The following is a 26,160-nucleotide window of genomic DNA, read 5'->3' as shown; positions in this document are numbered from 1 at the left end:
AAAAATAAAAGATTCATCATTCTTTTCAATAAACATATGATGTAATATTCATGTTGAAAGGGAGAATGATAATGAAAATTACTGTACGTTTAGGTGATTCGCTTTGGTATTATAGCCAGTTATTTAACATCCCAGTAATCTTAATCGAAACCTCAAATCCCGGGGTAAATGCGTTACAAATTCAAGTTGGGCAAGAAATTAAAATACCAGGCTATTTACGTGAAAATTATACAATTGAACCGAATGATACATTTTGGACACTAGCAATTGAAAATAATATACCGTTAGATTTGATAGAATTAATGAATTCGACAATTGATCCTTCACAGCTTGAGGTTGGTCAGACCATTTATCTGCCTAAGAGAGTTACTGAATTTGTAGTTGATGATATAACAAATTATACGTATGAAAGAATGGTAACAGATATAAATGAGCTGCTTTCCATCTATCCATTTATTATGAAAAGATCTATCGGTAGTTCTGTAATGGGCAAAGATATTACGGAACTGCAAATTGGTGCTGGACCAACTGAAGTCCATCTAAATGGATCATTTCATGCAAATGAATGGATTACTACTCCGATTATCATGCGATTTATTAATGAGTATGCTTTATCGCTTACAAATGGACTGCCTATCAATGACCTTGCAACGTTACCAATGTATCAAGCAACGCTATTTTCAGCTGTTCCGATGGTTAATCCAGATGGAGTAAATCTCGTAATACAGGGAGCATCTGCGGCTGGTGACTATAGTAATTCTGTTTTAGCTATTAATCAGCAAAGTGAAGATTTTTCAGGTTGGAAGGCAAATATTAATGGGGTTGATTTAAATAATCAATTTCCTGCTTTATGGGAAATTGAAGCAGATAGAAAACCAACAACTCCGCAGCCTAGAGATTTTCCAGGAACTGCTCCATTAACAGAACCAGAAGCAATTGCAATGGCAAATTTAGCTGAAGAAAGAAACTTTAGAAGGATGAACGCTTTTCATACCCAAGGTAAAGTTATATTTTGGGGATTTGAAGGATTAGAGCCACCTGAATCCGCAGAGATTGTAAGTGAGTATGAAAGAGTCAGTGGCTATACACCTATTCAATATGTTGATAGTTATGCAGGATATAAGGATTGGTTTATTCAAGAATTTCGAAGGCCTGGCTTTACAGTAGAACTTGGAGAAGGTGTCAACCCCCTGCCGATCGAGCAATTTCAGGAAATTTATGAGGACAGCTTAGGAATAATGTTAGCAAATTTATACTTATAATTCATGTTCAAGATAAAAGGACCGAAAGTTCTACGCAGCATAGCTCCCCGTACCAGGCTTACTCAGGATATGTTGACTTTTGTGTTGTTCACAGGACGTGTCGGTAGTTAGTCGAACGTCCTCTGTTCTCGATGTATCATTTTTTTGAACAACCTCTTACAATTCAATTGGTCTCCAGACACATTCCAGCATACTGTCAGTATCATCAAACTGCAACAGATAGATATCTGGATTTCTTAATTCTTTCCATTGATTAAAGCCAAAGCGTTTATCAAATTGATGAAAAACATGGGATAATAAATTTCCATGACTGACTATAATAGCATGTTTAATAGAAGAGTCATTATAAAGAGGATTTAAAACTCCATTACATCGATGCAAAAGATCTCGTGCAGACTCTCCACCTGGCAGCGAAAAATGTTCATCCAAAAAGGATTGTTCTAATCCATCCATCCAGTCTTCAACTGGCTCTTCACTAAGAATACGCTCTTTTAAACGTTCGTCAATTTGAATCGTTGAATTTGTTAATTCTGCATATGGCTTAATACTTTCAATCGCTCTTAAGTAAGGACTTGAAAGAATTAGATCAAACGTAATCGGCAGCTCATTAAAATATTCGGCTAGCTCTCTTGCTTGTTTAATTCCGTCTTTTGTTAACGGAGAATCCCTGTGTTGACCGTGAGCGGAACAATGTCTGACAAAATAAATTTTTTTCATGTTCGATCATCCCTCCAGTTTGGATGGTTCTCTACTAAGTCTACAGTTGGATAAGTTGTAAATGAGTAGATAAATTATAGCATCAAATGTTGGAATAGAAAACAATATATTCTAAAATTTAATGAAAATATAATGAACAAAAGCAAAAGCACCTGCATAGCGAGGTGTGACTGGTCGTGGTCGCTCCGAGATGAAGTTATCCACTGCATACAAACTATATAGTTTCCTGGCAGGAATAAAAAATAACAGGATTGCTCCTGTTATTTTTTTAATTCTTCACTTCTTTAAAATAATCTTTCCTAAATCCTGCCATCCGGTTACTATTATCAATGATAAAGTAAAATTCATCCGATTCATTTTTTACATCATAGATTTTTCCTGGTGTAAGCTTATGATGAACAATAAATTTCTTAGCATCTGCATGAACACATTCAATTTTTTTTAGTGTTTCTCTATTTCCCCAATTTAAGTGAATCATTTTTTATTCCTTCTTTCTGGTTTACATAATAATATTACCGTTAATTAAATAAATGTAGGTATTCCCCGTACCCTTCATCAGCCATTTTTTCTTTCGGGATAAAGCGCATTGCAGCAGAATTCATACAATAACGTAACCCACCAGCCTCCACTGGTCCATCTTCAAATACATGTCCTAAATGAGAGTTTGAACTATTACTTTTAACTTCTGTTCGTATCATCCCATGAGTAGTATCCATGTTTTCTTTTAGTTGATATGCGTCAATCGGCTTCGTAAAGCTTGGCCAACCACAGCCAGCATCATATTGATCTTGTGAGGAAAAAAGGGCTTTTCCAGACACAACATCAACATAAATGCCTTCCTTGTTATTATCCCAATACTCATTCTGAAAAGGACGCTCAGTCCCATTCTCTTGTGTTACATGATACTGGATTGGTGTTAACTTTTTCTTTAACGCTGCTTTATCATACTTCTCTTGCCAATTATCCTTAATAAAATCTTCCCTACCTGATCCTTTTTTATATAGCCGGTAATGGAACGATTGCTTTTTATAATAATCCTGGTGACTGTCTTCCGCACGGTAGAAGGGTTTAGCAGGAAGAATTTGTGTAGCAATCGGTTTAGAGAATTTCCCACTTGCTTCCAATTTTTGCTTTGATTTCTCGGCAATCTGCTTTTGTGATTCATCATGATAGAAGATTGCTGTTTGATAGGACTCTCCCCTATCATTAAATTGTCCCCCTGCATCTGTTGGATCGATTTGCTGCCAGAAAGTGTTTACTAGTTCCTCATAAGACATATAATTTGGATTAAATGTTATTTGCACTGCTTCCACATGTCCTGTGGTATTTGTGCAAACCTGTTCATATGTTGGATTTTCAACATGCCCTCCAGTATAACCAGAAACGATGCTTTCAATTCCAGGACGTTGATCAAAGGGTTCGACCATGCACCAGAAACACCCACCTGCAAATGTTGCTAACTTTAAATTTGTAGACATGTAAATACCTCCAGTATAAATTGAATTGCTCTTATCAAACTATATATACTCATATGAAAATTATCATCTTTATCAGATTAACTTAAAGTAATCCAATGGCTTATCTTTATTTTTCCCTTTTTATAGAGAAAAATCAAGTGGGGCGACTTAAAATGTTATATATACAATCTGGGTTTTGGAACATTGATTGTAGATGACCGTTTTGTTCTTGATGCAGCCGCACTTTCTTGTGATTCAGATGGTTTACTTTCATGCGTCTCAGTGACTTCTTCTTTATCATCACTTTTTTCTATTTCTTTAAAAACCTTTATCATTCGATACATTGCAGGTAGATTTTTTATCATTGGTCCGTATTCTTTCACAATCGGAGCTCCTGTTTGAACCATGTTTAGTACCTGCTGCACCCCGTCGAGTGTCTTTGAAAGACCGCTCATAACTCCTTTTCCTCCTACTTTAGTTGTCTTCAATTGGCTAGGTTGTATGCTACGCTGCATTGATCTGTTCATTGTGGAAGGATAGAACTGTCGTTGTCTTTGTTGCCTGGATGGAAGTAACATAGGATATCCCCTTTCAACATAAAATCCTCTATGATTAGTTTACGTTTATTTGCATTAATATGTGTAGGCAAATAAATAGGTGAGGAAATATTTCCTGGGAAACCGCAGGAATCAACAAATACTACACGATCTCTCATTCTAAATCAAAAAATAAGTCGTAATTTGTAATATTAATGCCACACTTAACATACATGGGATTTCTGATAATTGATCAAACGTTTGTTTAATTTTAGAATTTAACTAACCCCCTAGATACATTTCTAGGGGGTTGGTTAAGCGAGAAGTTTGGTCTTTTTTAATCGGATTGATAGATCTCCCACAATTCATCAAAAACATTTACTGCATTTGGAAAGGGGCTGTTCCATTCTAAATAATCACTTACATCATTATAATCCGTTGCTTGTTTAGGGAAATTATGATCTTTAAATGCCCAGTCTGCAAGTCTTGATTTTTCATCAGGTCTTGTTTTACCACGATAAGTCAATAAGAAATGATAAAAAGAACGCATCTAATCCCCCATTACGAAATGTTGTTTTCTTGCATAAAGGCTTCATTTTTCCGCAGCTTCTTTCGGTAAACGATTCGAGACATATAGATACTGATTTCATATAGAATTATTAACGGAATAGCCACTACAAGTTGTAAAACAAAATCTGGTGGTGTAATTAATACACCAATTACAATTAAAATAAAATAGGCATATTTTCTGTTTTTAGATAGGAAATCAGGAGTAATTACTCCTAAAGTCGTTAAGAACATTGTTATGAGTGGTAATTCAAATAGCAACGCAAACGGCAATGTTACCCGTAATAAGAATTTGAAATAGCGATCCACTGTAAACATGACATTAAACATACCATCGTTTAATGAAAGTAAAAATGGCATAATCAATTTAACAAATACGATATAGCCGAATACTAATCCACCAATAAATAGTAAAAATAGAGCTGGAATATAGGATAAAGATGCTTTTCGCTCATACGGCGTCAATCCAGGTTTAATAAATGCCCAAATTTCATAGGATAGAACTGGAATCGTACCAATGATTGCTACTAATCCTGCCATCGAAAAATAAATCCAAATAATTTCAGTTGGACTTATTACGGTTAATTCTAAATCTATATCTTTACGAAAAAAAGAATAAATATCTTCTACAAATATAAACCCAACAATAAAAAAAACAATAAAGAAAACTGCTGTTATAATGAGTCTGTTTCTTAATTCGGATAAGTGGCCAACTAAATTCATATCCTTATCATTATTTACTTGTTGCTGGTCTTCTGTCATTCTAATCACTCCCTACCATCTATAGAACAAAAGCGCAAACGCCCGGTTAGCGACGTACGGACTGCGTCCCGAACTTTGACGTGGTTCGATGGATCGAACATTCCTATGCAGGAGATTCACTCCAAAGTATAAGATGATCTATGACTTTCGCCTCTACGGGCGAGAGTCAAGTTCATCTAAAAAGACCCCTTTAGGGTATGCCCATGTTAGGCGTAGCCTGGTTTTAATCGCCCATCCTTTTACTAAAGTCAGGTGCCAGCTTTCACCGCAAGGGTATACGTGCGACTAGGCCTCTTGTATTAGCCAGTCGGCAAGTCTTCTTTATCCTGTCATGAGGTGAGGGAAGTATCGCTAACGCTTAAGCGCTGCAGCTGGACTTGGCTGTTTAGGTAACAATGTTATCCACAGCATTCAAATTTTATTGCTTCCTAAGTTAGCACAAAAGAAGATGTAAGGAATAGTCCCTACACCTCCATCACCGATCTATTAACTGTTTTTATCTTCGCTTTTATTTTCTTTATCGTTTACGATGCCCTGTGTAGCATTCTTAAATTCCCGTAGAGAGTTTCCAAAAGCCTTGCCGATTTCAGGTAATTTAGACGGGCCAAAAACGATTAATGCAACAATAAGTATTAGAATTAAACCAGGAATCCCAATGTTACCTAACATTTTGTATCACTCCGAAATTTATTTAGTTTCTTTGCTGTCACCATGAACAATTGCCTTTACTTCGTTTATTTCCCCTTTCGCATCTTCTGTTAGATTGCGAGTAGAGTTTTTGAATTCACGCAGCGTCTGTCCAGCAGCTTTACCAATTTCCGGGAGTTTCTTTGGACCAAATACAATCAATGCAAGTAAAACAATCAATATTAACCCAGGCACCCCGATATTTGCTAACATGTGTACACCTTCTCTATGCTAAAATTTAACTCATAAAATCAGCTGATTTTAGAATACAGCAAATTCTATCTATATTTTACCTCTTTATTCCCTATTAAACAAGCGCTGCTATTTTCTATCATATTGTAAAAAATAATAGTCATAAGGATTCGTTTCGTTTCTCTCACCTTTAACTTTAGCTGTTAATTCCCATTCACCTTCTGAAAAGCTCGGGAAAAAGGTATCCCCATCAAATTCTTCATCAATCCAAGTAATATACATTCGATCCGCTATATCAATTACTTGATTAAAAATATTTCCGCCGCCAATAATGAAATACTCTTTATCCGGATTGTCCGTATTCCATTCAACTACTGTTTGTAACTGGTCAATTACCTTCACATGTTCCGGAAAATCAGTTTTTGACTTCGTTAATACGACATTCTCACGATTCGGTAACGCGCCTCCCATGGAATCGTATGTTTTTCTCCCCATAATAATCGTATTACCAGTTGTTTTTTCTTTAAAAAAACGTAAATCTTTTGGAAGATGCCATGGCATTTCATTGTTTAGACCAATAACGTGATTGCGATCCATTGCGAGTAATAATGATATCATTTCTGTCCCTCCACTGCTTAAACTGCGATTGGTGCTTTAATACTTGGATGTGGATTGTAATCTACAATTTCAAAATCTGTAAGTTCAAAATCAAAAATAGATGATTTTTCCTGATTTATCTTTAAGCTAGGAAAGGCACGTACCTCACGCTTAAGCTGTGTTTGAACTTGTTCAACATGGTTTGAATAGATATGTGCGTCTCCAAGTGTGTGTACAAACTCCCCAACTTCTAAGTTACATTCATGTGCAATTAAATGTGTCAATAAAGCATAGCTTGCAATGTTGAATGGCACCCCAAGGAAAACATCTGCACTTCGCTGATACAACTGACAAGAAAGCTTGCCATCTGCAACATAAAATTGGAATAAGGTGTGGCAAGGTGGCAATGCCATTTCCGGAAGATCCTCTGGATTCCATGCCGACACAATATGCCTTCTGGAGTTAGGGTTATGACGAATGGATTCAATCACTTCCTGTACTTGATCGATTGTTTCATTGCGTGACGTTTTCCATTTACGCCACTGTTTTCCATAAACAGACCCAAGATCACCGAACGTCTTTGCAAATTCCTCATCTTTGCAGATTCTTTCCTTAAATAAGTTCATTTGCTCCTGATACAACAGATTAAATTCTTCATCCTCTTGGCTGCGGATTCCGAAATTTGTCATATCTGGACCGGTGTATTTTTCACTATGAATCCATTTTTCAAACGCCCATTCATTCCAAATATTATTATTGTTTTCCAATAGATAGCGTATATTCGTATCTCCCTTTAGAAACCAGAGAAGTTCACTTGCAACAAGTCGAAATGGTACTCTTTTTGTTGTTAATAATGGAAACCCTTCACTTAAGTCAAAGCGCATTTGATGTCCAAAAACAGAGTATGTTCCTGTATTTGTTCGATCTCCTTTTTTAAAGCCGTTATCAAGGATATGCTGACATAGATCCAAGTAGGCTTGTTCACCTTTTATCATGCTATCACTCCTAACCCCTATGCCTTGCATAAGAAACAGTATTTAAACATTAATTGTTATTATAACAGATTTTATTGAGGCTGAGCCAAAAGTATTTTTATGAAATAAAAACCGAACATGATTGGTGCAAATAACTCGCTCCGGATATATACTTCGCTAAGTTTATGCAACGTTCGTCTTTAACATTAAACACTTTTGTTATGTCCCAGCTTCCTCCTTTCTAGACATATTTCTAGAAATATACGTGACAGTTATTTATTGAATAAAAATAGAATGATCAAATTTCTTAAACTGCACGTTTACCATTCTTGAAAAAATTGTTTAAGAAACGATTCCATATATTGATGGCGTTCTTTCGCCATTTCTCTGGCTGATTCTGTATGCATTAAATCTTTTAACGTCAAAAGCTTATCATAGAAATGCTGAATGGATGTCGATTTACTGTTTGGGTGATACATTAGTTGCTGATTAGCACCCCCAAACGCAAACGTTCTCGCAATGCCAATTGCCCCAATCGCATCCAGTCGGTCCGCATCTTGAACAATTCTTCCTTCTAAAGTGTCTGGAACAGCAATTCCCTTACTAAAAGAAATTCCAGAAATAATATGATTGATTTCATTAATTTGGATTTTATTTAAAGAAATATCACATAAAAAAGTGTTCATTTCCTCTATAGCTTCATTTGGATTATGGAAGAGCTTCTTATCGCCAACATCATGCAACCAAGCAGCCGCTTCACAAAGAAAAACATTAGCCTGCTCCACTTCAGCAATCTTTCTAGAGATACGTGCAACACGTTCCATATGGAAATAATCATGACCTGATTCGTCAGCTTGAAACAATGTGAATACATAATCTCGAATGTGCTTAATTTGTACTTCTTTTTCCATTATGATAATCCCATAATTTTCCCGTTTGCATCTATATCCATGTGTAAGGCGGCAGGTGTCTTAGGTAATCCTGGCATTGTCATGAGATCACCTGTTAGAACAACTATAAATCCAGCTCCAATAGAAGCTTTTAACTCGCGAATAGAAATTGTAAAACCGCTCGGTCGGCCTAATAATGTTGGGTCATCTGATAAAGAATATTGTGTTTTGGCCATACAGACTGGCAGATTGCCCCATCCTTGTTTTTCAAAGAAAACAATTTGTTTCTTTGCCTTTAGTGATAATTCAATATCATCAGCACCATATACCGTCTGTGCTATTTTTCTTATCTTCGTTTCTAACGTATCATTAGCATTGTAAGTTCGAGTAAACTTGGTTTCAGACGTCATTGTTTTCGTCATAACTTTCCTAGCTAGCTCAATACCGCCAGCTCCGCCTTTAGCCCATACATCTGCTAATGCTACATCGATTCCTCTGGATTGGCACCAAGATTCGATAAAATCTGTTTCAGCACTTGTATCAGTTGGGAATTTATTAATGGCAATTACATATGGGAGCCCAAATCGTTCAATGGTATCAATATGTTTATTTAAGTTTTCCATGCCCGCTTTCAACGCCTCGATGTTTTCTGTATTCAAATTCTCCTTTGTTGCGCCGCCGTGCATTTTTAATGCTCTGACAGTAGCTACAATAACAATTGCATCAGGATGAAAATTACCTGCTTGCGTTTTTATATTCAGGAATTTTTCAGCACCTAAATCCGCTCCAAAGCCAGCTTCAGTTATAACATAATCACCTAATTTTGCAGCGGTTTTTGTAGCGATTATACTATTACAACCATGTGCAATATTGGCAAAAGGGCCACCGTGGATGACAGCTGCCGTATTTTCGATTGTTTGTACGAGATTTGGCTTGAATGCATCCTTTAAAAGTATTGTTAAAGCTCCTTCTACTTCAAGATCTTTCACTGTAACCGGATGATCATCATATGTATAGCCAATAACAATTTTTGAAAGTCTTGTTTTCAAATCTTCCATGTTATCTGCTAGACATAAAATGGCCATTATTTCTGAGGCGGCTGTTATTGTATAGCCATCCTCTCTCGGTACACCTTGGGAAGAACCTCCTAGACCAACAACTACCTGTCTCAGCGCTCGATCATTCATATCAACAACCCGTTTCCACTCCACTTTTCTCGGATCAATATGTAACTTATTATCGCGGTGAATATGATTGTCGATTACGGCAGATAACAAGTTATTTGCACTCGTGATTGCATGGATATCCCCGGTAAAATGAAGATTAATTTCTTCCATCGGTAATACTTGGGAATAACCTCCTCCAGCGGCTCCTCCCTTCAATCCCATCACAGGACCAAGCGATGGTTCACGCAAGGCGATAACAGCCTTTTCTCCTAACTGATTTAACGCTTGCCCTAAGCCAACTGTTACGGTTGACTTTCCTTCTCCTGCAGGTGTGGGATTAATGGAGGTTACGAGAATTATTTTTCCGTTTGGCTTGTCTTTCCATTTTTCTAATAATTTATCGGAAAGCTTTGCTTTTGTATAACCATAAGGTTCGTAGTGATCCGTGGTTAAATCGAGCATTTTCGCAATTTCGGTTATGGGTTTTAATTTTGCCTGTTGGGCGATTTCTATATCTGTTTTCATATCGATGCTCCTTTTCATAGTTCTATAATATAGTTTAACCCTTTCCATTGCTTTTTTCATTAACAAACGAATAATGGATAAATGTAAAGATTTGATAAATGCAGAATTTAAGTGTTAATTTCTTGACGAGTTGTTCTAAATAAGCTATATTAGGGGCAAGCAAAGAAGATGTACGGAATCATTGACGAAAAGGCAGCTTCTATAGAAGTGGATGCAATATGATCCTACACTTCTATAGAACCTGCCTTTTTTAATATATTCTGAGTCTATACTTTGTATTAACACGCATTTCACGTGGGAATTTGGGAGGAATAAGACATGGAAAACGGAGTAGTAAAATGGTTCAATGCTGAAAAAGGCTATGGATTTATCCAATTGGAAGAAGGTAATGATGTATTTGTCCATTACTCAGCAATCCAAGAGGAAGGCTTCAAGTCTTTAGAAGAAGGGCAAGAAGTTACTTTTGAAATTGTTGAAGGCGAACGCGGTCCACAAGCCGCAAATGTTGTAAAAAAATAAGCAAAACACATAGAAGTGAAAGCAGTGATTATTCACTGCTTTTTTATTATACTTTTAAAACCATAGACGCTGCCTGTGAAAGTTATAGAGGTATCATGAAAAAGAAAAAATCTCCTAGCGTTATATAGACTTTGTGAATTGTACGTACCATATAGCGTTTACCCAAATATAGAAGTAAACTTTTATATGAAAAGATAATAACAAGCATAGGATTAATCTTACAAAGACTGTGTACATGAATGCAGAGTGCCAGAAAATACGGATTAATAACGTTAACGAAATTACAAAAAGCCTAATTTTTCTTTATTAAAAATGAGAAATTGGGCTTTTAGTTACTCCTTTTTGGGAAACTTTAAACAAGCAAACACTGTCTGTCACAATCGATCAGGTGAAAAATTACATTATTCGTCACCCTTAATTCTGGCAACCTTAAATTCGAATATCTATTATCGGAACGAGGTCAAGTATATCTGAAGCATCAGAACCAATTGGAAAAACGCTATTCTTTCTTGCATATACAATAGTAAATCAAGTTCATAGGTTAGATTACAAACTATCTCTTACTATTAAATGTGATCATCAGGAGCTTTGTCTGCTACAACATTTAGAATGATGTTATGCTCAAGAAGTGCCTTTAGTGCACAAAGGACCATCGTGTATCCTCCCATTGATCCAATAGCATAGTTTACCATATCATCTCCATTGCCTGTAAACCCTGAGTTTGTAATTGAGACAAATGTTTCGTTTTCTGTTCGGGGAGTAAATATCCACTCAGTTTTAGTGCTGTCTGAGGATTCAATCCGAATTATTTTGTTTTGCTCGATTTCTTTTACAAAAAGGTCATCAGAAACGCCGTACATCTCCCATTCCCACTTTATATGCTTCCCCTCTTCTAATCTCCCACTGCTTTTGGTAAACCAAAATTTTGTAGTTATTTCCGGATTGATAAAAGCTTCAAATACTTCTTCAACCGGTCTGCGAATAAGCATTTCTGATTTTATAACCGGTATATGATTCAGTGTTATCATTTTAATTTCTCCTTTCATCATTTAAAATCAAATCCTCATAAGTCTCTTTAACTAACACTTCTACATCTTTCATTGCTTCAAACATTTCGATCCAAGCTTTTTTTTGAGGTATATACCTCTTTCCTCTTAGAATGTACTTTATGTTTTATAGTTACATCTGAACTATTTTTGAGGGGGTAATCACAAGAGTTACATAATCTTGCATCAGGTAGGTCGTCCACTGCTGTATTTTTCAGGTTTATCCATTGTTGTATCGAAGATTATATGGGTTATGTCAGGTCGGAATTATTGTTTGTTTCTGCTACACGTTTAATCCATTCTAATTTTCTATCCCAATCCGTTGCTATATTTCCCATCCACTCTGCTGCACTCGATAGTTGTTCTGGACACACTTTGTATCGAACTTCCCGCCCAACACGTTTGAAGGTAACTAATCCAGCATTATCCATAACTGTAAGGTGTTTAACAACTGCTTGACGAGATACAGTTACCTTAGTCGCCAATGTTGTTGCTGTTACTTGTCCTATAATTGCAATGTGGTCAAGCAGCTCACGACGAGTTGGGTCTGCTAACGCAATTAGAACCTTTTCAAAATTTTTATTGTCTGCAGACGGCATATTACTGCTCAGCAAGTTTTCGCACCGTTTCCAATTGATAAATCCATCCCTTGACATTTTCTTTAAAAAATTTATGTTTTTCTTCCTCAGAAACGGCAAGGCTGGAAAATCCACTTTCTACTACACTAAGCCAAGTACCCCCATCCTTTTCTTTCAGCATAAACTCAACGAGTGTAGAGTTATCTTCTCCTGGCTCCTCACCGGGAAATGAACTTGCCCACCGACATGAAAGGTAGTTAGGTGAATCTTCTTGTTCAATTAATACCGTGAATTTACCATACTTCGTATCCGCTACAATACGTGCCCCGTCTACTTGTACCCTGTCTGGTCCTGGTGCATCACCCACCCACCATGCTGGTTGGCTTATCAACTCCCATACCGTTTGAACAGATGCATTAATAAAGATCTCTCCTTCAATACGATCATTATTCATTACCATTCCTCCTAACTTTAGGACGTGCAACCATAGGTTAGCACATATTTCTACTATGTCCAACTTTATAATTGCACTTAAATTTAGCGGTTGGCGATCACTTGGAGTGGTCGCTTTAGTCTTTATTATTAAATTGCCCTTATAGAGCGAACGGGCGGATAGTTTACTTCTTCGCATTTCTTCTAATCTAAAAAACCATACAGTAGTCCCGTTTATTGTCAAGATAAATAGGTATTTATTCATACTTATTTCACATACTTTTTATACTTAAAAGTTAGTAAAGTCCTAAGATATATAGTTACTAGCGTAATTGAACAAATTGTGAAACGTTAATTATTTCACTAATTTATGTTTCCACTTTGTGTATGATGAAAATATAAGTAACCGATAACATGATGGGAGGATGATATGCAGTGAAACAGAATGGGAAAACTTACACGAATCATGAGAAAGAGCCAAATTTAAAAGGTACATTATTATCGGTGGGAGCCTTAGGTTTATTTATTGTCATTAGTTGGACTGTTGTTTTTGCAATTTTCCTTTCAAGATAAGAAAGGTGATTAAAAAGGAGTGAGAAAAGATGCATTTTCATAAGTTTGAAAAAATATGGCTTACATTTGGTATCGGAGCATTAGTACTATTTTTGGTTATTCTTGGTTACGGAGCTTTTTATCTTGGTACTCACCCTCAAAGCCATGGTGTGACAATTGACCCTCAAAATGTAGAGGCCCATGAGGCTTTTAAGCCTGAAAATTTAGGGCTGACAAAAGTGGATGAAGACCGTTATATTGTCAATGTCGTTGCAAGTGCATTCCATTATGACTTTGGTGTTGATGCAGATGGCAATGCAATAAATCATATTGAAATCCCTAAAGGTGCAACTGTACTATTTCAAGTTGTAACAAAGGATGTAATTCATGGTTTTAATATTGCTGGGACAAATGTAAATATGATGGTTGAACCTGGTTATATCAGTAGTATGGAGGTTGAAATGAATCAAGCAGGTGAATTTACCTTACTCTGTAATGAGTACTGTGGTATTGGTCACCATATGATGTATACAACCGTGGAGGTGTATCAATAATGGCGCTTCGAAATGTCGTATTACCTAATGAAGATCCTAGACAATTGCTTGCAATTCCAAAACAAGAAGCAAAACTTTATATGTCTTTTATGTATGTAGCTTTTATATCTTTATTTATTGGTGGTTTAATGGGTTTGTTGCAAGTACTAGTTCGGTCGGGAAGTTTCACACTTCCATTTGGTATTGGTTACTATCAAATTTTAACAGTACATGGCGTTATCCTAGCACTTGTACTAACAACATTTTTTATTATCGGCTTTCAGTTTACGTTAATGAGTAAAACGGTTGGAATGTCAGTTAAACAACGTAAGGTATCATGGCTTGCCTTTTGGATTATGACGATTGGAACACTGGTTACAGCCGTAACTATTTTATTAGGCAAAGCGAGTGTACTCTATACGTTTTATGCACCATTAAAAGCCCATCCAGCCTTTTATATCGGTTTAGCTTTAGTCATCGTTGGTACTTGGGTTGCTGCCTTTGTAAATTGGCGCCAGCTCTACTTATGGAAGAAAGGTCATCCTGGAGAAAAATCTCCCTTACTAGCATTTATGGTAACGATTAATATGATTATGTGGTTTATTGCTTCATTGGGTGTTGCTGCAGCGGTACTAGTACAATTTATTCCATGGTCTCTTGGTTATGCGGAAACAATTAATGTTCTCGTTAGTCGAACATTATTCTGGTATTTCGGTCATCCATTAGTATATTTTTGGCTATTGCCTGCTTACATGGCGTGGTATGCGATTATCCCCAAGATTATTGGCGGAAAACTGTTTAGTGATTCTTTAGCCAGATTATCATTTGTGCTATTTCTGTTTTTTTCCATACCTGTTGGATTTCACCATCAGCTAACAGAACCAGGGATTGACCCTACATGGAAATTTATCCAGGTAGTTTTAACATTTATGGTTATCATTCCTAGTTTAATGACAGCATTTTCTTTATTTGCTACTTTTGAAATTACAGGCCGACGTAAAGGATATGGAGGTTTGTTTGGTTGGTTTAAGCATCTACCGTGGAAAGATGTTCGCTTCTTTGCTCCATTTGTTGGTATGCTAGCTTTTATTCCTGGGGGCGCAGGTGGAATAATAAATGCTTCTCATCAAGTGAACACGCTTGTCCATAATACGATTTGGGTTACGGGGCACTTTCATCTTACTGTTGCCACCACAGTTATTTTAACGTTTTTCGGCATTACGTATTGGCTTATCCCGCATTTAACAGGTAGGAAGCTTACAAAATCCGTTAATCGTTTAGGTATTTTTCAAACGATTGTCTGGGGAGTCGGTATGCTAATCATGTCCGGAGCCATGCATATCCAAGGTCTGCTAGGTGGACCGAGACGTTCTGCATATTCGGATTATGGCGGAACTGAACAAGCTGTCTCGTGGGGTGCTTATCAAATGGCACAAGCGATTGGAGGCACCATTCTTTTTGTCGGGATTATTCTCATGGTATATATTTTCATCAAGCTGACCTTTTTCTCACCAAAAGGAGTGGAAGAATTCCCAGTTGCAGAGGAAGAAGAAAATGCTGAGCCGACACCAAAGTGGATGGAAAACTGGAAGCTATGGATTGCCATCACGATAGCTTTAATACTTTTTGCATACACCATTCCGTTTGTAGATATTATACAGAATTCACCACCCGGATCAGTACCGTTCGACTGGCCAATTGGTAATTCCTAAAATAAAATGGAAGAAACAGCGATAACAGCTGCTTCTTCCATTTTATTTACTCATAATTTTCCACCAAAATATTGATAATAATTCGTTTGGATAAATCCGTTGAATAGTTTTCTTTTCTTTGTTGCCTGTGCACCATAATGTTTTTCAAATGCTTCAAAGGCAGTAATGATATAAACGCTCCAGGACGGATGGTTTTTCATTATATTTCCTAAATCTCGATACATCTCTGCAACAATGTCCTGGTCCCCAATACGCTGACCATATGGTGGGTTGCTAATAATATATCCATTCTCCTGGCGTAAAGTTAAATCACTTACTTGCATCTGCTTCCAGGTTATCAGATCTCCTAGCCCTGCTTCGATTGCATTGTCATTAGCAATTTGGATCATTTTATGGTCTATGTCTGAGCCTGTAATCATTAGCTTTTGGTCATAGTTTGCCTTGTCTTCTGCTTCTTCAAAAGCATCATCCCACAGCTTTCTTCTTACAAGCGTCCAATCCTCTGAAGCAAACTCCCGATTGAAGCCAGGTGCAATATTTTGTCCAATTAGGGCCGCCTCAATTGCAATTGTTCCGGAACCGCAGAATGGATCAATCAACGGATATTCGGGTTTCCAGTTCGTTAGCATAATCAGTGCAGCTGCTAATGTTTCTTTTAGCGGCGCTTCACCTTGTCCAACGCGGTATCCTCGTTTATGAAGGCCTGTACCTGATGTATCGATTGTTAATGTTACAGTATCCTTTAATATCGCAACTTCTGTTTTATAGAAAGCTCCTGTTTCTGGCATTTTAGTAGCCAGGCCATATTTTAGTTTTAATCTTTCTGCAATGGCCTTTTTTACAATAGCTTGACAGTCAGACACACTAAATAGCGTTGATTTCACAGATTTACCTGAGACCGGGAATTGGCCATCCTCTGCGATATAATATTCCCACGGTAATGCTTTCGTTGCTTCAAAGAGCTCATCAAATGTTGTAGCCTTAAATTGACCAACAATTAATTTAATTCGGTCAGCACTGCGCAACCATAAATTACAGCGCGGTATAGCTGAAAGTGGTGCTTCAAATATAACTTTGCCGTTGTCTACAGTTACTTCGTATCCTAATTGTTTTACTTCATGTGCAACTATTGATTCTAAACCCATTGCTGCAGTTGCGATTAATGTTACTTTTTGCATCCAACTATTCCCTTCAATTTAAGTTAGTCCTAGTTTACCATATTAGTGTGCATTCAAAAAGGAGGATAAAAAGGTCCAAGGTGGCTAAGAACACAACGTTCTAGGACTACGATTACTCGCCCTATCGAAAAGCTTTGTTGCAGCGCCGACACTAGCACGTGTCGATACTTAGTCGAAAGTCCTCTGTTCTCGATGTGTCATTTTTTCCAGGCTTTTTCAAACAACTTCTAGAACTTAAAAATAAAAAAACCTTTCCTATACCGATACCGGCAAAGAAAGGTTTCTATTCGTAATCAGACCATTAAATGCTCGATAAGCCATGTTCTGTACCATAGTACTGCAAACGGTGGTCAACCTCGTACTCCGGTTGTAATCATCTATCTACAAGTTAAAACTTGTCCCTGTTTCGGTTGAATTCCCTACTAAAGGATGCCCCTACCATTATTTGGGTTGCTCACTCGTGGGGTTTACCTCGTTCCACCCAGAGTGTTTCCACTCCAGCTACGTCACTGTGGCACTTTAAAGAATAATTCCATATCATTTTTGACTTAGGAATGTTTTCTGCCGTTAGCATAAAAGCTACCTTGACTTATGAATTCATCAAGCACGAACACTACTGACATCTCAGTCTGTGTGAGCATGGACTTTCCTCTGCATTTATATGCAGCGATTACATGAGCATTTAATTACCGTACGTATAAGCATATCATACCTGTGAACATTTTTCAACAACTGCATAAAACTGCTTTAAACCTCGATAAAAACTATTCACCTGATTCAACGAATTTTTTACCAAAAACTGCTTTTTCCAAATTAGATAGACGTTTCAATACGTCATAATTAACTTGACTAGTAGCTTGTGGTGCTCTTGATCTTGTTTGGTCAGTAGAATTTTTTCTGAGTTTTTCATTTTCGGCTTGTAATCGGTCGACTTCTTGCTTAAACAAATCATAATCTTGTATGATAATATCTAAAAACTCATCAACTTCTTCTTGATTATATCCACGCATTGCTGTTTTAAAATCCTTTTCCAAAATATCTTTTCCACTAAGTTGAACTCGATTTATACTCATCTCATCACCTCATGATCTTCATCTATACTATTTTTAATAGAATTAATTAGGTTCAATTATAAATGTATGAATCAAAAGAAGCTTTATTACCGAAATTATATTTTTATTATACCATAAAAAAGGAAACTGAATATCAGTCTCCTTTATTTTTCGTAAATAAGGAAAAATGACTACCTTTAGTAGGTATAATATTCTTTAATTTTTAAGTAAATCGTTCGTTTCAAACGAAAATGGCAGTAATTCTTCCATGGTAAACGATTTTATTTCTTTTTTTAGATTTGTTAAATGAATTGGCATCGACTTGTCAAAGAACTCACTCATTACTTGACGACAAGACCCGCATGGTGGAACAGGTCTTGCAGTATCCGCTGCAACAGCTAGCTCTTGAAACTTTGTCTCTCCTTCTGATATAGCTTTAAAGATTGCTACACGCTCAGCACAACACGCAACAGGATATGCTGCGTTTTCAATATTACATCCAGTATAAATTTTCCCTGATTCAGTAAGCAATGCTGCACCTACTTGAAATTTTGAATACGGGACATAAGCGCGTTCTCTTATTTTAATTGCTTCTTCAATTAGTTTATTCGTTGACATTCCACTCATCCTTTAGCTTTATTACAAGTTATTAAAGTTACTTCCAGGAAATATATATTACGGTATATCATCTAACAGTAAATCAAACACATACAAAATGGAAGTATATAGTTCCATATATCGTTTTCTACGTGCATCAATATAATAACTGTGCATTAAGAGAAGTTCCATATTTTCTTTTGTTGACGTTATTTGGTGGGGATGCACTTTTGCTTCTCTATTTTTAACAACTTTTAATGCAGATGCTTCCCATTCTTCCAACAATGTATACACTGGCAAAGTTTCTTCTTTTACTTTCAAAAAAAATGCCTTATCGCGGCTGTCTGCAGGTGCCTCATTATGCTCAAATCTTTCCTTTAACTGGTTGAGATGATTTTTCAGACTTTCTGTTTGTTTTTTTAATTCCATGCTGTATTTCCGCCTTTAATTTGTTTATAACTGTTTATACCCTACTTTACCATTTTTATGTCAAGAAGGCATCTATTTCTTTCAGGCCCTCATTTTCTCAATTGACGATTTGGTAAAGTCAATTTGATGAATCTCATTTTGAAAGTGCATCCACACTTCGCGGTCCACATGCACTTTTAGTTTTTGATCAATAAGTCTTAACTGATTCTCCATTTGTTGTAGTGTATGATGTGCCTTACTCTTGCTAATACCAGTTTGTTCTTTTAAAGGATAGGACATAATATCACCCTTAATTTTTTATTTGATAATGCTACAATTCTCCAACGAGAGGTTACTCCCCTTCTCCTTCGACAAAACTAGAAGCAATATTACAAAACTAGTGTAAAGGGTTATTTTTTCACTAAAATGAGACAGACTAGAACCAAAGGAGGTGTTATGGTTGAAACAATCGAAGAACGCACGCAAAAATGCAGCTGGTCGTGAAGAAAAATCATTAAAAACTGGTGATAAGAAACTGAATGGACCAAACCGCCCATCTACTTAAATAAAATAATTATTGTATGTAAAAGGATTTGTGTGGTTTATCAACACAAATCCTTTTACATACTTACATTACTATTGGAGAAATTAAATTGTTATTCTACCCATACAAAAATCCCTATCGTTACATTAATATTTCTTCTTATCACTGTTATAAACTTGAATCAATTGTGAAATTATGTACAATAAAGAATGGAAGGTGTCTGACGAAACAATCGTTAAATTGTCAATAATGTGGTCGGTTTTAAATTGTTATATCATGATATAATAAAGTACTAGCTACATATTTTATTTGCATGCGATACAAATAAAATAAGCTATTCTTTGTGGTTTAAAGTTATCATTTACCTCTTTTTCTGATATTATACTTTCATATGTTGGGAGGGAATATCTTTTGAACTATCCAAATGGGCAAAAAAAACTGATGCCAGTTAGGATAAAGCAAGATAAAAATACATTTAGCAACCGAGGAATGTCCTTAGAAGAGGATATTAATATTACGAATCAATTTTATCTTGATACAGGTAAAGCAGTCATTCACAAAAAACCGACACCTGTCCAAATTGTAAATGTCAATTATCCAAAAAGAAGTGCAGCTGTTATTACAGAAGCATATTTTAAGCAAGCTTCTACTACAGATTATAATGGTATTTATCAAGGTAAATATATTGACTTTGAAGCAAAGGAAACAAAAAACAAAACGCTTTTTCCGTTAGCGAACATACATGATCACCAGATAGAACATATGAAAGCAATTGTTAATCAAGGCGGGATTTGCTTTATTATTATTCGGTTTGCAACCTATGATGAAACATATTTTTTAGAGGCAAAGAAACTTTTCCAGTTTTGGAACGACAAATTAAATAATGGGAAAAAATCTATTTCTTATGAAAAGATTCAGCAGGAAAGCTTTTTAATTCCATTCCATTTTCAAAAGCGTATTGATTATTTATCGATTATAGATAAGCTTTATTTTTAGAGACGGAGGTATTGAACGATGGCAGATAATAGCCAGAGTCGAGCAGCTAGAAGAAAACAAAAGAAGAAAACGAAAAAGAAACCTATTTGGAAGAAAGTACTATTTTCCTTTCTCCTGATATTTTTATTACTAGGAGTAGGAGGCGCAGCCTTAGGGGCGTATTGGATTGCAACAGCTCCAGAATTGGATCCAACAAAATTAGAAGATACTTTCTCCTCTACTGTTTATGATAAATATGGGGAAGAATTCGCAAGTCTAAGTGGAGATGAAAAACGAACAAAAGTATCTTATGAAGACTTACCTCAAGAATTAATAGACGCAGTAACTGCTACGGAGGATGCGAGGTTCTTTGAACATTCAGGTATTGACTTACGAAGACTTGGCGGCGCAGTATTAGCAAATATTTCGGACGGCTTTGGTTCCCAGGGTGCTAGTACAATTACGCATCAGGTCGTTGAGAAATCATTTTTACCACCTGACAAGAAAATAAGTTTAAAAGTACAGGAACAATGGCTGGCATTACAGTTGGAAAGACAATATTCCAAAGAAGAAATCTTAGAATTCTATCTAAATAAAGTCTTTTACGGTAACAGAGCATATGGTGTAGCGGAGGCAGCGAAAAACTATTTTGGTAAAACGGATTTACATGAATTAACGTTACCAGAAGTGGCCATACTAGCCGGTTTACCCCAACGTCCAACTGCATATAATCCTTTTGAAAATCCGGATTTAACAGAAAAGCGAATGAATACGGTGCTAACATTAATGGTTAGACATGGGAAAATTACAGAAGAAGAAGCTGACGAAGCTAGAGAGGTAGATATCCCCTCCCTATTGGTTGAATCTCGTCCAGACCCAACACCGTATGAAGCATTCCTCCAACAGGTAGATAAAGAGGTTAGAGAAAAAGTCGGCGATGCAGATATCTATTCAGATGGCTTGAAGGTTTATACGACAATAGATCCAAAAGCACAGGAATACGTAGAATTTTTACTTACGGACAGTGAGGAGAATCCGATCAACTATCCTGATGATAACATGCAAGCAGCTATGACTGTTTTAGATACAAAAAGTGGTGCCATTCAGGCGATAGGTGGTAGCAGAAATAATGAAGGAGTTCAAGGATTCAATTACGCCATTCGTGATGGTAGTCAGATCGGATCAACAGCCAAGCCGATTATGTCATTTGGTCCAGCTATTGAATATAATAAGCTTTCGACCTATCATCAACTAAATGATGATGCACCATATGAAATTGCTGGTTCTTCTCCGGTTAGAAACTGGAATCGAAGCCATGCTGGTTGGATCACAATGCGCCATGCAATGAACCAATCCTTGAACGTACCGACTTTGAAGTTACTGGATGAAGTTGGAATTGATAAGGCACAAGAATTTGCTGAAGGACTAGGAATCAAATTCCCTAATGATCAAATGAACATTCGAGATGCTATTGGTGGAACTGAAACAAATGTAACGCCACTTCAATTAGCTGGAGCATTCCATGCATTTGGCAATCAAGGAATTTATACAGAGCCTTATGCCGTAACAAGTGTTGAATTCCCAGACGGAAGAGTAGTTGATTTAACTCCAGATTCAACTGCAGCAATGTCCGATTACACAGCCTATATGGTTACGGATATGTTAAAATCAGTTGTTACGAGTGGTACTGCTACAGCAGCAAATGTACCTGGTGTTCCAGTAGCTGGTAAAACTGGTACGACAAACGAAAATCGAGATTCATGGTTTGCTGGATATAGTACCAATTATACGATTACAGCCTGGACTGGCGGCTATACAGAAGATGGAAAGCGGGCACCATTAAATGATACAAGTATCGCGCAGGCATTATTTAAAAACACCATGCAAAAAATATCCGAAGGAATTGAAACACCTGATTTTGCAAAACCCGATTCGGTTGTAGAGGTTACCGTTGAGAAAGGGTCTAACCCACCTGCATTACCGAGTGAGTATACACCAGACTCAGATAAAATTACCGAGTTATTTGTGAAAGGAACAGAGCCGAAACAAACATCAGAGAAATTCGATCAATTAGATTCAGTTTCCGGCTTAAACGCGGTTTATGATGAGGAATCGAACGCCATTCAGGTTGAGTGGAATTATAGTGCTGATGACGACGTTAGCTTTGAAGTAAGCGCAAGTGTAGACGGTGGTCAAATGCAAAACCTATCCTCTACAGAAGATACATCAATGGAAATTACTGAAGTGGAACCAGGGGCTTCTTATGAAATACAGGTTGTCGCAGTAAATGGTTCCATGAAAAGTGATCCAAGTACTACCTCTGTCACAGTTCCAGGAGAAGATGAGGAAGAAAATGAAGAGGAAGATATCCCGCCGGTTAGCGGCTTAACAGCACAGTATATTGCAGCATCTTCAATCATTGATGTAAATTGGAACTATGACGGACCAGATGCGTCCTTTGAAGTATCTGTAAACGGTCAGACACAAACTGTTCAATCGAATGGAATTGAAATCAGTGGTGCAGCACCAGGACAAACCTACACAATTAATGTTACCCCAATTGGGGCGAATAATACTCGTGGTGATTCTCAAAGTACCACTGTTGAGGTCCCTGCGGAAGAAGAAGCTAATGAAAATGAAGCAGAAAACGAAGGCGTTGAGCCTGAAGAGGAAGAAAACGAAGAAGAGCCTGAACAAGACCAAGGTCAGGGAGAAGACCAAGATCAAGGACAAGGTGAAGGAGAAGACCAAGGGCAAGACCAGGAAGAATCTGAAGAATAACGATAACGAAAAAGAGGTAAACTAGCAAAGTTTACCTCTTTTTTCGTTATTTAAAGCAAATTATTCATTTCGATTCCCTAAAATTACATGATCGCTTTTTTCATTCGTTTTTGCCCTTCTCTACAAAGCTCAAGCAGTGGACATTCTGGGCAATTTGGGTTTCTTGCCTTACAGTGGTATCTCCCGAAGAAAATCATACGGTGATGTGTAACACTCCATTCATCTCTTGGCACTTTACGCATAAGCGTCTCTTCTACCTGGATCACAGAATCCTTCCACCTGCATATACCTAGCCGTTTGGAAACCCGTTCGACATGTGTATCCACAGCAATTGCTGGCTCATTAAATGCAATGGAAGCAACTACATTTGCAGTTTTCCTTCCTACTCCTGCTAACTTCATTAATTCTTCTTTTGTCTGTGGTACTTCCCCATTATAATTATCGAGTAAAACTTGACAAAGCTTTCTTATATTTTTAGCTTTCGTTCGGTAAAGCCCAATTGACTTTATATCTTGTTCCAGTTCTTCAAGTGTCACGTTAAGATAATCCTCTGGCTTTTTATATTTCTTAAATAAGTTTGCCGTTACTTTATTTACAAGCTTGTCTGTACATTGTGCAGATAGCAAAACTGCGATAACAAGTTCAAATGGATTGGAATGGACAAGCTCTCCTTCTGCGTTCGGAAACATTTCCTCCATGACATCAAGGCAATATCTTATTTGCTTTTTCGTTAACATTGTCTCAATCTTCCTCCTCTAGCCAATTATAGTAGAATGATGTGTCGCGTTTTGGTATATTTTCTTGATTGGAAGTTGATTGGGTTAGGTGAAATTTTTTGCTTGCGTTACGAGCTTGATCAACAGAATGAATCCCTTTCTTTTTCCATTCTCGAAGTATCCTGTCAATATACTTAAAATTAAGCTTCCCCATTAACACAGATTCACGTAAGCCAGCTTTGATTAATGCTGGGGTTATTTCATCTTCATCAATCCAAGCATTAATTGTTTCTATCTCAAAAGGAGATAATGGTCTTCCAAATTCTTGTTCAAACACAATAAATATGGTACCAATCGTATCAATCGAATGCTCTTCTTGAATTTCTTCTTTTGAAAATAGCTTTTCCCAAAGGGGATCCAGCGAGTAAGCTTCACTCAATTGCTTACTTTCATTTTCTTTTTTTTCAATGGAAAGGAGGTCTTTTTTGACTAATTTTCGCAATAAGTTTGCACATTCTTGCTCATCCATTGTTACATGAAGAGAAAGCTCATACGGTGTAGGAAAATCATTTCTAATTTGTAGATAACGAAGTAATTGAAGAACAAGCATTACTTCCTTTTCATTTAACCCTAGTTGCTTATACTTAGAAAGCAATTCGATTGGTACCTGTAATTGATTGAGAATAATTTGTTGTAATGAAAATTTATTTGTCATGTTTTGTCTGCACCTCTATTTTAAGTATAGCATGAAAGGTATATTCTAACATAAAGTGGAGCTTATTTAGTAGGATCCCCCCAATTGTAAGCACCACAAGACAGACCAGCAAGTCCTTAAACAGAAATTAAAATCCCTTGCTTATAATTTTGCAAGGGATTTTAAGGGTTGCTTATGGATATAGACGATTAAGCAATCTAGGGAATGGAATCGTTTCTCTTACGTGCTCAACCCCAGACAGCCAGGCAACCGTACGTTCTAGACCTAATCCAAATCCAGAATGTGGTACACTTCCATACTTACTTAATTCTAAATACCATTCATATGCTGGTCCTGTCAGTCCGTGCTGTTCATACCTTTCCTGCATTAATGCTAAGTCATCAATACGCTGTGAGCCACCAATAATTTCACCATAGCCTTCTGGTGCGATTAAATCTGCACAAAGGACGACATCAGAGCGTTCTGGATGAGGCTTCATATAAAATGCTTTAATCGCTGCTGGATAATTAATAATGAACACAGGCTTATCAAAGCTTTCAGCAATTGCTGTTTCATGCGGAGCTCCAAAGTCTTCTCCCCACTCGATATCATCAAAGCCTTTTTCTTTTAACAATTCAATCGCATCATCATACGTAATTCTAGGGAATGGTGCTTTAATATTTTCCAATTTGGTTGTATCTCGTCCAAGAACTTCTAGTTCAAGTTTACAATTTTTCAGTACAGACTGAGCGATATAGCTTACATAATTCTCTTGAATTACTAGGCTTTCTTCATGATCGACAAATGCCATTTCTGGTTCAATCATCCAGAATTCAATTAAATGCCTGCGCGTTTTCGATTTTTCTGCACGGAAGGTTGGTCCGAATGAAAATACTTTACCAAACGCCATTGCTGCTGCTTCCATATAAAGTTGACCACTTTGTGATAAGTATGCTTCCTCGTCAAAATATTTCGTATGGAATAATTCAGTTGTTCCTTCTGCTGAAGATCCTGTAAGAATTGGCGGATCAATTTTTACAAAATCATTTTCATTGAAGAATTGGTATGTTGAACGAATAATTTCATTTCGGATTTTCATCACAGCATGTTGTTTCTTTGAGCGTAACCATAAATGACGGTGATCCATCAAAAACTCAGTACCGTGATCTTTAGGTGTAATTGGATAATCAACTGCTTCCTGAATAACTTCAATGTCACTAACCTGTAGTTCATAGCCAAAAGAAGATCTTGTATCCTCAACAATTTTACCGGTAATATACATACTGGTTTCCTGCGTAAGACTTTTTGCTAGTTGAAACGTTTCTTCTGATACGTCATTCTTTACGACTACTCCTTGAATAAATCCTGTTCCATCACGTAATTGTAAAAAAGCAATTTTTCCACTAGATCGTTTGTTTGTAAGCCAAGCACCAATTGTTACTTCTTGATCTTTATGTTTTGCTGCTTGTGAAATAGTTGTTTTCATATTTATATTTCCTCCAAATACTAAA

Annotated in this window: 30 protein-coding genes and 1 other RNA gene; 7 read left to right on the top strand and 24 right to left on the bottom strand. The window is 36.8% G+C overall.

Translation table 11 applies throughout. The annotated features are described in order from the left end of the window. The first annotated feature begins 71 nt into the window (after positions 1-71). On the top strand, positions 72-1,262 hold the full coding sequence (locus tag D1B32_RS13005) for a M14 family metallopeptidase (protein ID WP_095309088.1): 1,191 nt from the start codon (positions 72-74) through the stop codon (positions 1,260-1,262). Positions 1,263-1,418: 156 nt separating this feature from the next. Here the strand turns inward: D1B32_RS13005 and D1B32_RS13000 are convergent, their stop codons facing one another. From D1B32_RS13000 to D1B32_RS12945, 12 genes are all read right to left on the bottom strand, one after another. After that, positions 1,419-1,979 carry a histidine phosphatase family protein gene (locus D1B32_RS13000; RefSeq protein ID WP_095309086.1) on the bottom strand — a complete coding sequence of 187 codons (561 nt, stop codon included), beginning with the start codon at positions 1,977-1,979 and terminating at the stop codon, positions 1,419-1,421. A gap of 268 nt (positions 1,980-2,247) precedes the next feature. After that, on the bottom strand, positions 2,248-2,457 hold the full coding sequence (locus D1B32_RS12995; protein WP_095309084.1) for a DUF6501 family protein: 210 nt from the start codon (positions 2,455-2,457) through the stop codon (positions 2,248-2,250). A 40-nt stretch (positions 2,458-2,497) separates the two neighbouring features. Further along, positions 2,498-3,457, bottom strand: coding sequence for a peptide-methionine (S)-S-oxide reductase MsrA (gene msrA / locus D1B32_RS12990; RefSeq protein WP_095309082.1), 960 nt, complete (start codon positions 3,455-3,457; stop codon positions 2,498-2,500). Positions 3,458-3,612: 155 nt separating this feature from the next. Then, the gene (locus D1B32_RS12985) at positions 3,613-3,891 is read right to left on the bottom strand and encodes a VrrA/YqfQ family protein (RefSeq protein ID WP_240033789.1); all 279 of its coding nucleotides are present in this window, start codon (positions 3,889-3,891) and stop codon (positions 3,613-3,615) included. Between the two features lie 418 nt (positions 3,892-4,309). Further along, positions 4,310-4,522 (bottom strand): YozE family protein, encoded by a 213-nt coding sequence (locus D1B32_RS12980; protein ID WP_095309077.1) that lies wholly within the window; start codon positions 4,520-4,522, stop codon positions 4,310-4,312. 11 nt (positions 4,523-4,533) lie between these two features. Further along, positions 4,534-5,301 carry a twin-arginine translocase subunit TatC gene (gene tatC, locus D1B32_RS12975; protein WP_095309075.1) on the bottom strand — a complete coding sequence of 256 codons (768 nt, stop codon included), beginning with the start codon at positions 5,299-5,301 and terminating at the stop codon, positions 4,534-4,536. A 486-nt stretch (positions 5,302-5,787) separates the two neighbouring features. Then, complete coding sequence (gene tatA / locus D1B32_RS12970) at positions 5,788-5,970, bottom strand: twin-arginine translocase TatA/TatE family subunit (RefSeq protein ID WP_095309073.1); 183 nt, start codon at positions 5,968-5,970, stop codon at positions 5,788-5,790. Between the two features lie 18 nt (positions 5,971-5,988). Then, on the bottom strand, positions 5,989-6,201 hold the full coding sequence (gene tatA, locus D1B32_RS12965; RefSeq protein ID WP_095309071.1) for a twin-arginine translocase TatA/TatE family subunit: 213 nt from the start codon (positions 6,199-6,201) through the stop codon (positions 5,989-5,991). A 108-nt stretch (positions 6,202-6,309) separates the two neighbouring features. Further along, a complete protein-coding gene (locus D1B32_RS12960; protein ID WP_095309069.1) occupies positions 6,310-6,798 on the bottom strand; it encodes a dihydrofolate reductase in 489 nt (162 codons plus the stop codon). A 17-nt stretch (positions 6,799-6,815) separates the two neighbouring features. After that, positions 6,816-7,772: a thymidylate synthase gene (locus D1B32_RS12955; protein WP_095309067.1), complete on the bottom strand. Its 957-nt coding sequence runs from the start codon at positions 7,770-7,772 to the stop codon at positions 6,816-6,818. Between the two features lie 299 nt (positions 7,773-8,071). Further along, entirely contained in the window at positions 8,072-8,662 is a 591-nt protein-coding gene (locus D1B32_RS12950; RefSeq protein WP_095309065.1) for an HD domain-containing protein, read from the bottom strand. Further along, positions 8,662-10,332, bottom strand: coding sequence for a formate--tetrahydrofolate ligase (locus D1B32_RS12945; RefSeq protein WP_118889613.1), 1,671 nt, complete (start codon positions 10,330-10,332; stop codon positions 8,662-8,664). The genes D1B32_RS12950 and D1B32_RS12945 overlap by 1 nt, the downstream gene beginning before the upstream one ends. A 318-nt stretch (positions 10,333-10,650) precedes the next feature. On the opposite strand from D1B32_RS12945, the gene D1B32_RS12940 reads away from it, so the two are divergent. Beyond that, positions 10,651-10,851 carry a cold-shock protein gene (locus tag D1B32_RS12940; RefSeq protein ID WP_095309061.1) on the top strand — a complete coding sequence of 67 codons (201 nt, stop codon included), beginning with the start codon at positions 10,651-10,653 and terminating at the stop codon, positions 10,849-10,851. A 566-nt stretch (positions 10,852-11,417) separates the two neighbouring features. On the opposite strand, the gene D1B32_RS12935 is transcribed toward D1B32_RS12940, so the two are convergent. From D1B32_RS12935 to D1B32_RS12925, 3 genes are all read right to left on the bottom strand, one after another. Then, entirely contained in the window at positions 11,418-11,879 is a 462-nt protein-coding gene (locus D1B32_RS12935; RefSeq protein ID WP_095309059.1) for an SRPBCC family protein, read from the bottom strand. A gap of 269 nt (positions 11,880-12,148) precedes the next feature. Next, a complete protein-coding gene (locus tag D1B32_RS12930; RefSeq protein WP_205126987.1) occupies positions 12,149-12,511 on the bottom strand; it encodes an ArsR/SmtB family transcription factor in 363 nt (120 codons plus the stop codon). After that, positions 12,498-12,929, bottom strand: coding sequence for an SRPBCC domain-containing protein (locus D1B32_RS12925; protein ID WP_118889611.1), 432 nt, complete (start codon positions 12,927-12,929; stop codon positions 12,498-12,500). The genes D1B32_RS12930 and D1B32_RS12925 overlap by 14 nt, the downstream gene beginning before the upstream one ends. Before the next feature lie 413 nt (positions 12,930-13,342). Here D1B32_RS12925 and D1B32_RS12920 point away from each other — a divergent pair, with 413 nt between their 5' ends. From D1B32_RS12920 to D1B32_RS12910, 3 genes are read left to right on the top strand one after another with little or no spacing between them, the layout of a single operon-like run. Beyond that, positions 13,343-13,480: a cytochrome c oxidase subunit 2A gene (locus tag D1B32_RS12920; protein WP_095309051.1), complete on the top strand. Its 138-nt coding sequence runs from the start codon at positions 13,343-13,345 to the stop codon at positions 13,478-13,480. A 29-nt stretch (positions 13,481-13,509) separates the two neighbouring features. Next, complete coding sequence (locus D1B32_RS12915; protein ID WP_095309049.1) at positions 13,510-14,013, top strand: cytochrome c oxidase subunit II; 504 nt, start codon at positions 13,510-13,512, stop codon at positions 14,011-14,013. Next, entirely contained in the window at positions 14,013-15,704 is a 1,692-nt protein-coding gene (locus D1B32_RS12910) for a b(o/a)3-type cytochrome-c oxidase subunit 1 (protein WP_118889610.1), read from the top strand. The genes D1B32_RS12915 and D1B32_RS12910 overlap by 1 nt, the downstream gene beginning before the upstream one ends. A gap of 50 nt (positions 15,705-15,754) precedes the next feature. Here the strand turns inward: D1B32_RS12910 and D1B32_RS12905 are convergent, their stop codons facing one another. From D1B32_RS12905 to D1B32_RS12880, 6 genes are all read right to left on the bottom strand, one after another. Then, positions 15,755-16,882 carry a THUMP domain-containing class I SAM-dependent RNA methyltransferase gene (locus D1B32_RS12905; protein WP_095309045.1) on the bottom strand — a complete coding sequence of 376 codons (1,128 nt, stop codon included), beginning with the start codon at positions 16,880-16,882 and terminating at the stop codon, positions 15,755-15,757. A 308-nt stretch (positions 16,883-17,190) separates the two neighbouring features. After that, an RNA gene (rnpB, locus tag D1B32_RS12900) (RNase P RNA component class B) lies at positions 17,191-17,564 on the bottom strand. Positions 17,565-17,646: 82 nt separating this feature from the next. Further along, positions 17,647-17,955, bottom strand: a complete 309-nt coding sequence (gpsB, locus tag D1B32_RS12895) for a cell division regulator GpsB (protein ID WP_095309043.1) — start codon at positions 17,953-17,955, stop codon at positions 17,647-17,649. A 195-nt stretch (positions 17,956-18,150) separates the two neighbouring features. Further along, entirely contained in the window at positions 18,151-18,552 is a 402-nt protein-coding gene (locus D1B32_RS12890; RefSeq protein WP_095309041.1) for a cytidine deaminase, read from the bottom strand. Between the two features lie 57 nt (positions 18,553-18,609). Further along, entirely contained in the window at positions 18,610-18,960 is a 351-nt protein-coding gene (locus tag D1B32_RS12885) for a DUF1798 family protein (protein ID WP_095309038.1), read from the bottom strand. 81 nt (positions 18,961-19,041) lie between these two features. Then, positions 19,042-19,239 carry a hypothetical protein gene (locus D1B32_RS12880; RefSeq protein ID WP_095309036.1) on the bottom strand — a complete coding sequence of 66 codons (198 nt, stop codon included), beginning with the start codon at positions 19,237-19,239 and terminating at the stop codon, positions 19,042-19,044. Between the two features lie 655 nt (positions 19,240-19,894). Between D1B32_RS12880 and recU the strand changes: the two genes are divergently transcribed. Together recU and D1B32_RS12870 are read left to right on the top strand one after the other, a co-directional pair. Then, complete coding sequence (gene recU / locus D1B32_RS12875; protein ID WP_095309034.1) at positions 19,895-20,479, top strand: Holliday junction resolvase RecU; 585 nt, start codon at positions 19,895-19,897, stop codon at positions 20,477-20,479. An 18-nt stretch (positions 20,480-20,497) separates the two neighbouring features. After that, on the top strand, positions 20,498-23,239 hold the full coding sequence (locus D1B32_RS12870; RefSeq protein ID WP_118889609.1) for a penicillin-binding protein 1A: 2,742 nt from the start codon (positions 20,498-20,500) through the stop codon (positions 23,237-23,239). An 83-nt stretch (positions 23,240-23,322) separates the two neighbouring features. Here the strand turns inward: D1B32_RS12870 and nth are convergent, their stop codons facing one another. The 3 genes from nth to asnS form a co-directional block, all read right to left on the bottom strand. Further along, positions 23,323-23,976 (bottom strand): endonuclease III, encoded by a 654-nt coding sequence (nth, locus tag D1B32_RS12865; RefSeq protein ID WP_095309029.1) that lies wholly within the window; start codon positions 23,974-23,976, stop codon positions 23,323-23,325. A 4-nt stretch (positions 23,977-23,980) separates the two neighbouring features. Continuing rightward, positions 23,981-24,670 (bottom strand): DnaD domain-containing protein, encoded by a 690-nt coding sequence (locus D1B32_RS12860; protein ID WP_095309027.1) that lies wholly within the window; start codon positions 24,668-24,670, stop codon positions 23,981-23,983. 172 nt (positions 24,671-24,842) lie between these two features. Then, on the bottom strand, positions 24,843-26,135 hold the full coding sequence (gene asnS / locus D1B32_RS12855) for an asparagine--tRNA ligase (protein ID WP_095309101.1): 1,293 nt from the start codon (positions 26,133-26,135) through the stop codon (positions 24,843-24,845). Positions 26,136-26,160: the final 25 nt, after the last annotated feature.

Source organism: Oceanobacillus profundus (assembly GCF_003515705.1).
Taxonomy (GTDB): domain Bacteria; phylum Bacillota; class Bacilli; order Bacillales; family Amphibacillaceae; genus Oceanobacillus; species Oceanobacillus profundus.
Note: the sequence above shows the minus strand (reverse complement) of the source record. Positions and strands in the feature narration are given on the sequence as shown.

Excerpts from the sequence above, each read along its gene's own strand:
- tatA (WP_095309073.1), bottom strand. The coding sequence starts at position 5,970 with ATGTTAGGTAACATTGGGATTCCTGGTTTAATTCTAATACTTATTGTT.
- D1B32_RS12860 (WP_095309027.1), bottom strand. The coding sequence starts at position 24,670 with ATGACAAATAAATTTTCATTACAACAAATTATTCTCAATCAATTACAG.
- D1B32_RS12960 (WP_095309069.1), bottom strand. The coding sequence starts at position 6,798 with ATGATATCATTATTACTCGCAATGGATCGCAATCACGTTATTGGTCTA.
- D1B32_RS12980 (WP_095309077.1), bottom strand. The coding sequence starts at position 4,522 with ATGCGTTCTTTTTATCATTTCTTATTGACTTATCGTGGTAAAACAAGA.
- D1B32_RS12905 (WP_095309045.1), bottom strand. The coding sequence starts at position 16,882 with ATGCAAAAAGTAACATTAATCGCAACTGCAGCAATGGGTTTAGAATCA.
- D1B32_RS12925 (WP_118889611.1), bottom strand. The coding sequence starts at position 12,929 with ATGAATAATGATCGTATTGAAGGAGAGATCTTTATTAATGCATCTGTT.
- tatA (WP_095309071.1), bottom strand. The coding sequence starts at position 6,201 with ATGTTAGCAAATATCGGGGTGCCTGGGTTAATATTGATTGTTTTACTT.
- D1B32_RS12890 (WP_095309041.1), bottom strand. The coding sequence starts at position 18,552 with ATGTCAACGAATAAACTAATTGAAGAAGCAATTAAAATAAGAGAACGC.
- D1B32_RS12870 (WP_118889609.1), top strand. The coding sequence starts at position 20,498 with ATGGCAGATAATAGCCAGAGTCGAGCAGCTAGAAGAAAACAAAAGAAG.
- nth (WP_095309029.1), bottom strand. The coding sequence starts at position 23,976 with ATGTTAACGAAAAAGCAAATAAGATATTGCCTTGATGTCATGGAGGAA.
- D1B32_RS12940 (WP_095309061.1), top strand. The coding sequence starts at position 10,651 with ATGGAAAACGGAGTAGTAAAATGGTTCAATGCTGAAAAAGGCTATGGA.
- D1B32_RS12995 (WP_095309084.1), bottom strand. The coding sequence starts at position 2,457 with ATGATTCACTTAAATTGGGGAAATAGAGAAACACTAAAAAAAATTGAA.
- D1B32_RS13000 (WP_095309086.1), bottom strand. The coding sequence starts at position 1,979 with ATGAAAAAAATTTATTTTGTCAGACATTGTTCCGCTCACGGTCAACAC.
- D1B32_RS12935 (WP_095309059.1), bottom strand. The coding sequence starts at position 11,879 with ATGATAACACTGAATCATATACCGGTTATAAAATCAGAAATGCTTATT.
- D1B32_RS12945 (WP_118889613.1), bottom strand. The coding sequence starts at position 10,332 with ATGAAAACAGATATAGAAATCGCCCAACAGGCAAAATTAAAACCCATA.
- D1B32_RS12885 (WP_095309038.1), bottom strand. The coding sequence starts at position 18,960 with ATGGAATTAAAAAAACAAACAGAAAGTCTGAAAAATCATCTCAACCAG.
- D1B32_RS12955 (WP_095309067.1), bottom strand. The coding sequence starts at position 7,772 with ATGATAAAAGGTGAACAAGCCTACTTGGATCTATGTCAGCATATCCTT.
- tatC (WP_095309075.1), bottom strand. The coding sequence starts at position 5,301 with ATGACAGAAGACCAGCAACAAGTAAATAATGATAAGGATATGAATTTA.
- asnS (WP_095309101.1), bottom strand. The coding sequence starts at position 26,135 with ATGAAAACAACTATTTCACAAGCAGCAAAACATAAAGATCAAGAAGTA.
- D1B32_RS12910 (WP_118889610.1), top strand. The coding sequence starts at position 14,013 with ATGGCGCTTCGAAATGTCGTATTACCTAATGAAGATCCTAGACAATTG.
- msrA (WP_095309082.1), bottom strand. The coding sequence starts at position 3,457 with ATGTCTACAAATTTAAAGTTAGCAACATTTGCAGGTGGGTGTTTCTGG.
- D1B32_RS13005 (WP_095309088.1), top strand. The coding sequence starts at position 72 with ATGAAAATTACTGTACGTTTAGGTGATTCGCTTTGGTATTATAGCCAG.
- D1B32_RS12985 (WP_240033789.1), bottom strand. The coding sequence starts at position 3,891 with ATGAGCGGTCTTTCAAAGACACTCGACGGGGTGCAGCAGGTACTAAAC.
- D1B32_RS12880 (WP_095309036.1), bottom strand. The coding sequence starts at position 19,239 with ATGTCCTATCCTTTAAAAGAACAAACTGGTATTAGCAAGAGTAAGGCA.
- gpsB (WP_095309043.1), bottom strand. The coding sequence starts at position 17,955 with ATGAGTATAAATCGAGTTCAACTTAGTGGAAAAGATATTTTGGAAAAG.
- D1B32_RS12950 (WP_095309065.1), bottom strand. The coding sequence starts at position 8,662 with ATGGAAAAAGAAGTACAAATTAAGCACATTCGAGATTATGTATTCACA.
- D1B32_RS12915 (WP_095309049.1), top strand. The coding sequence starts at position 13,510 with ATGCATTTTCATAAGTTTGAAAAAATATGGCTTACATTTGGTATCGGA.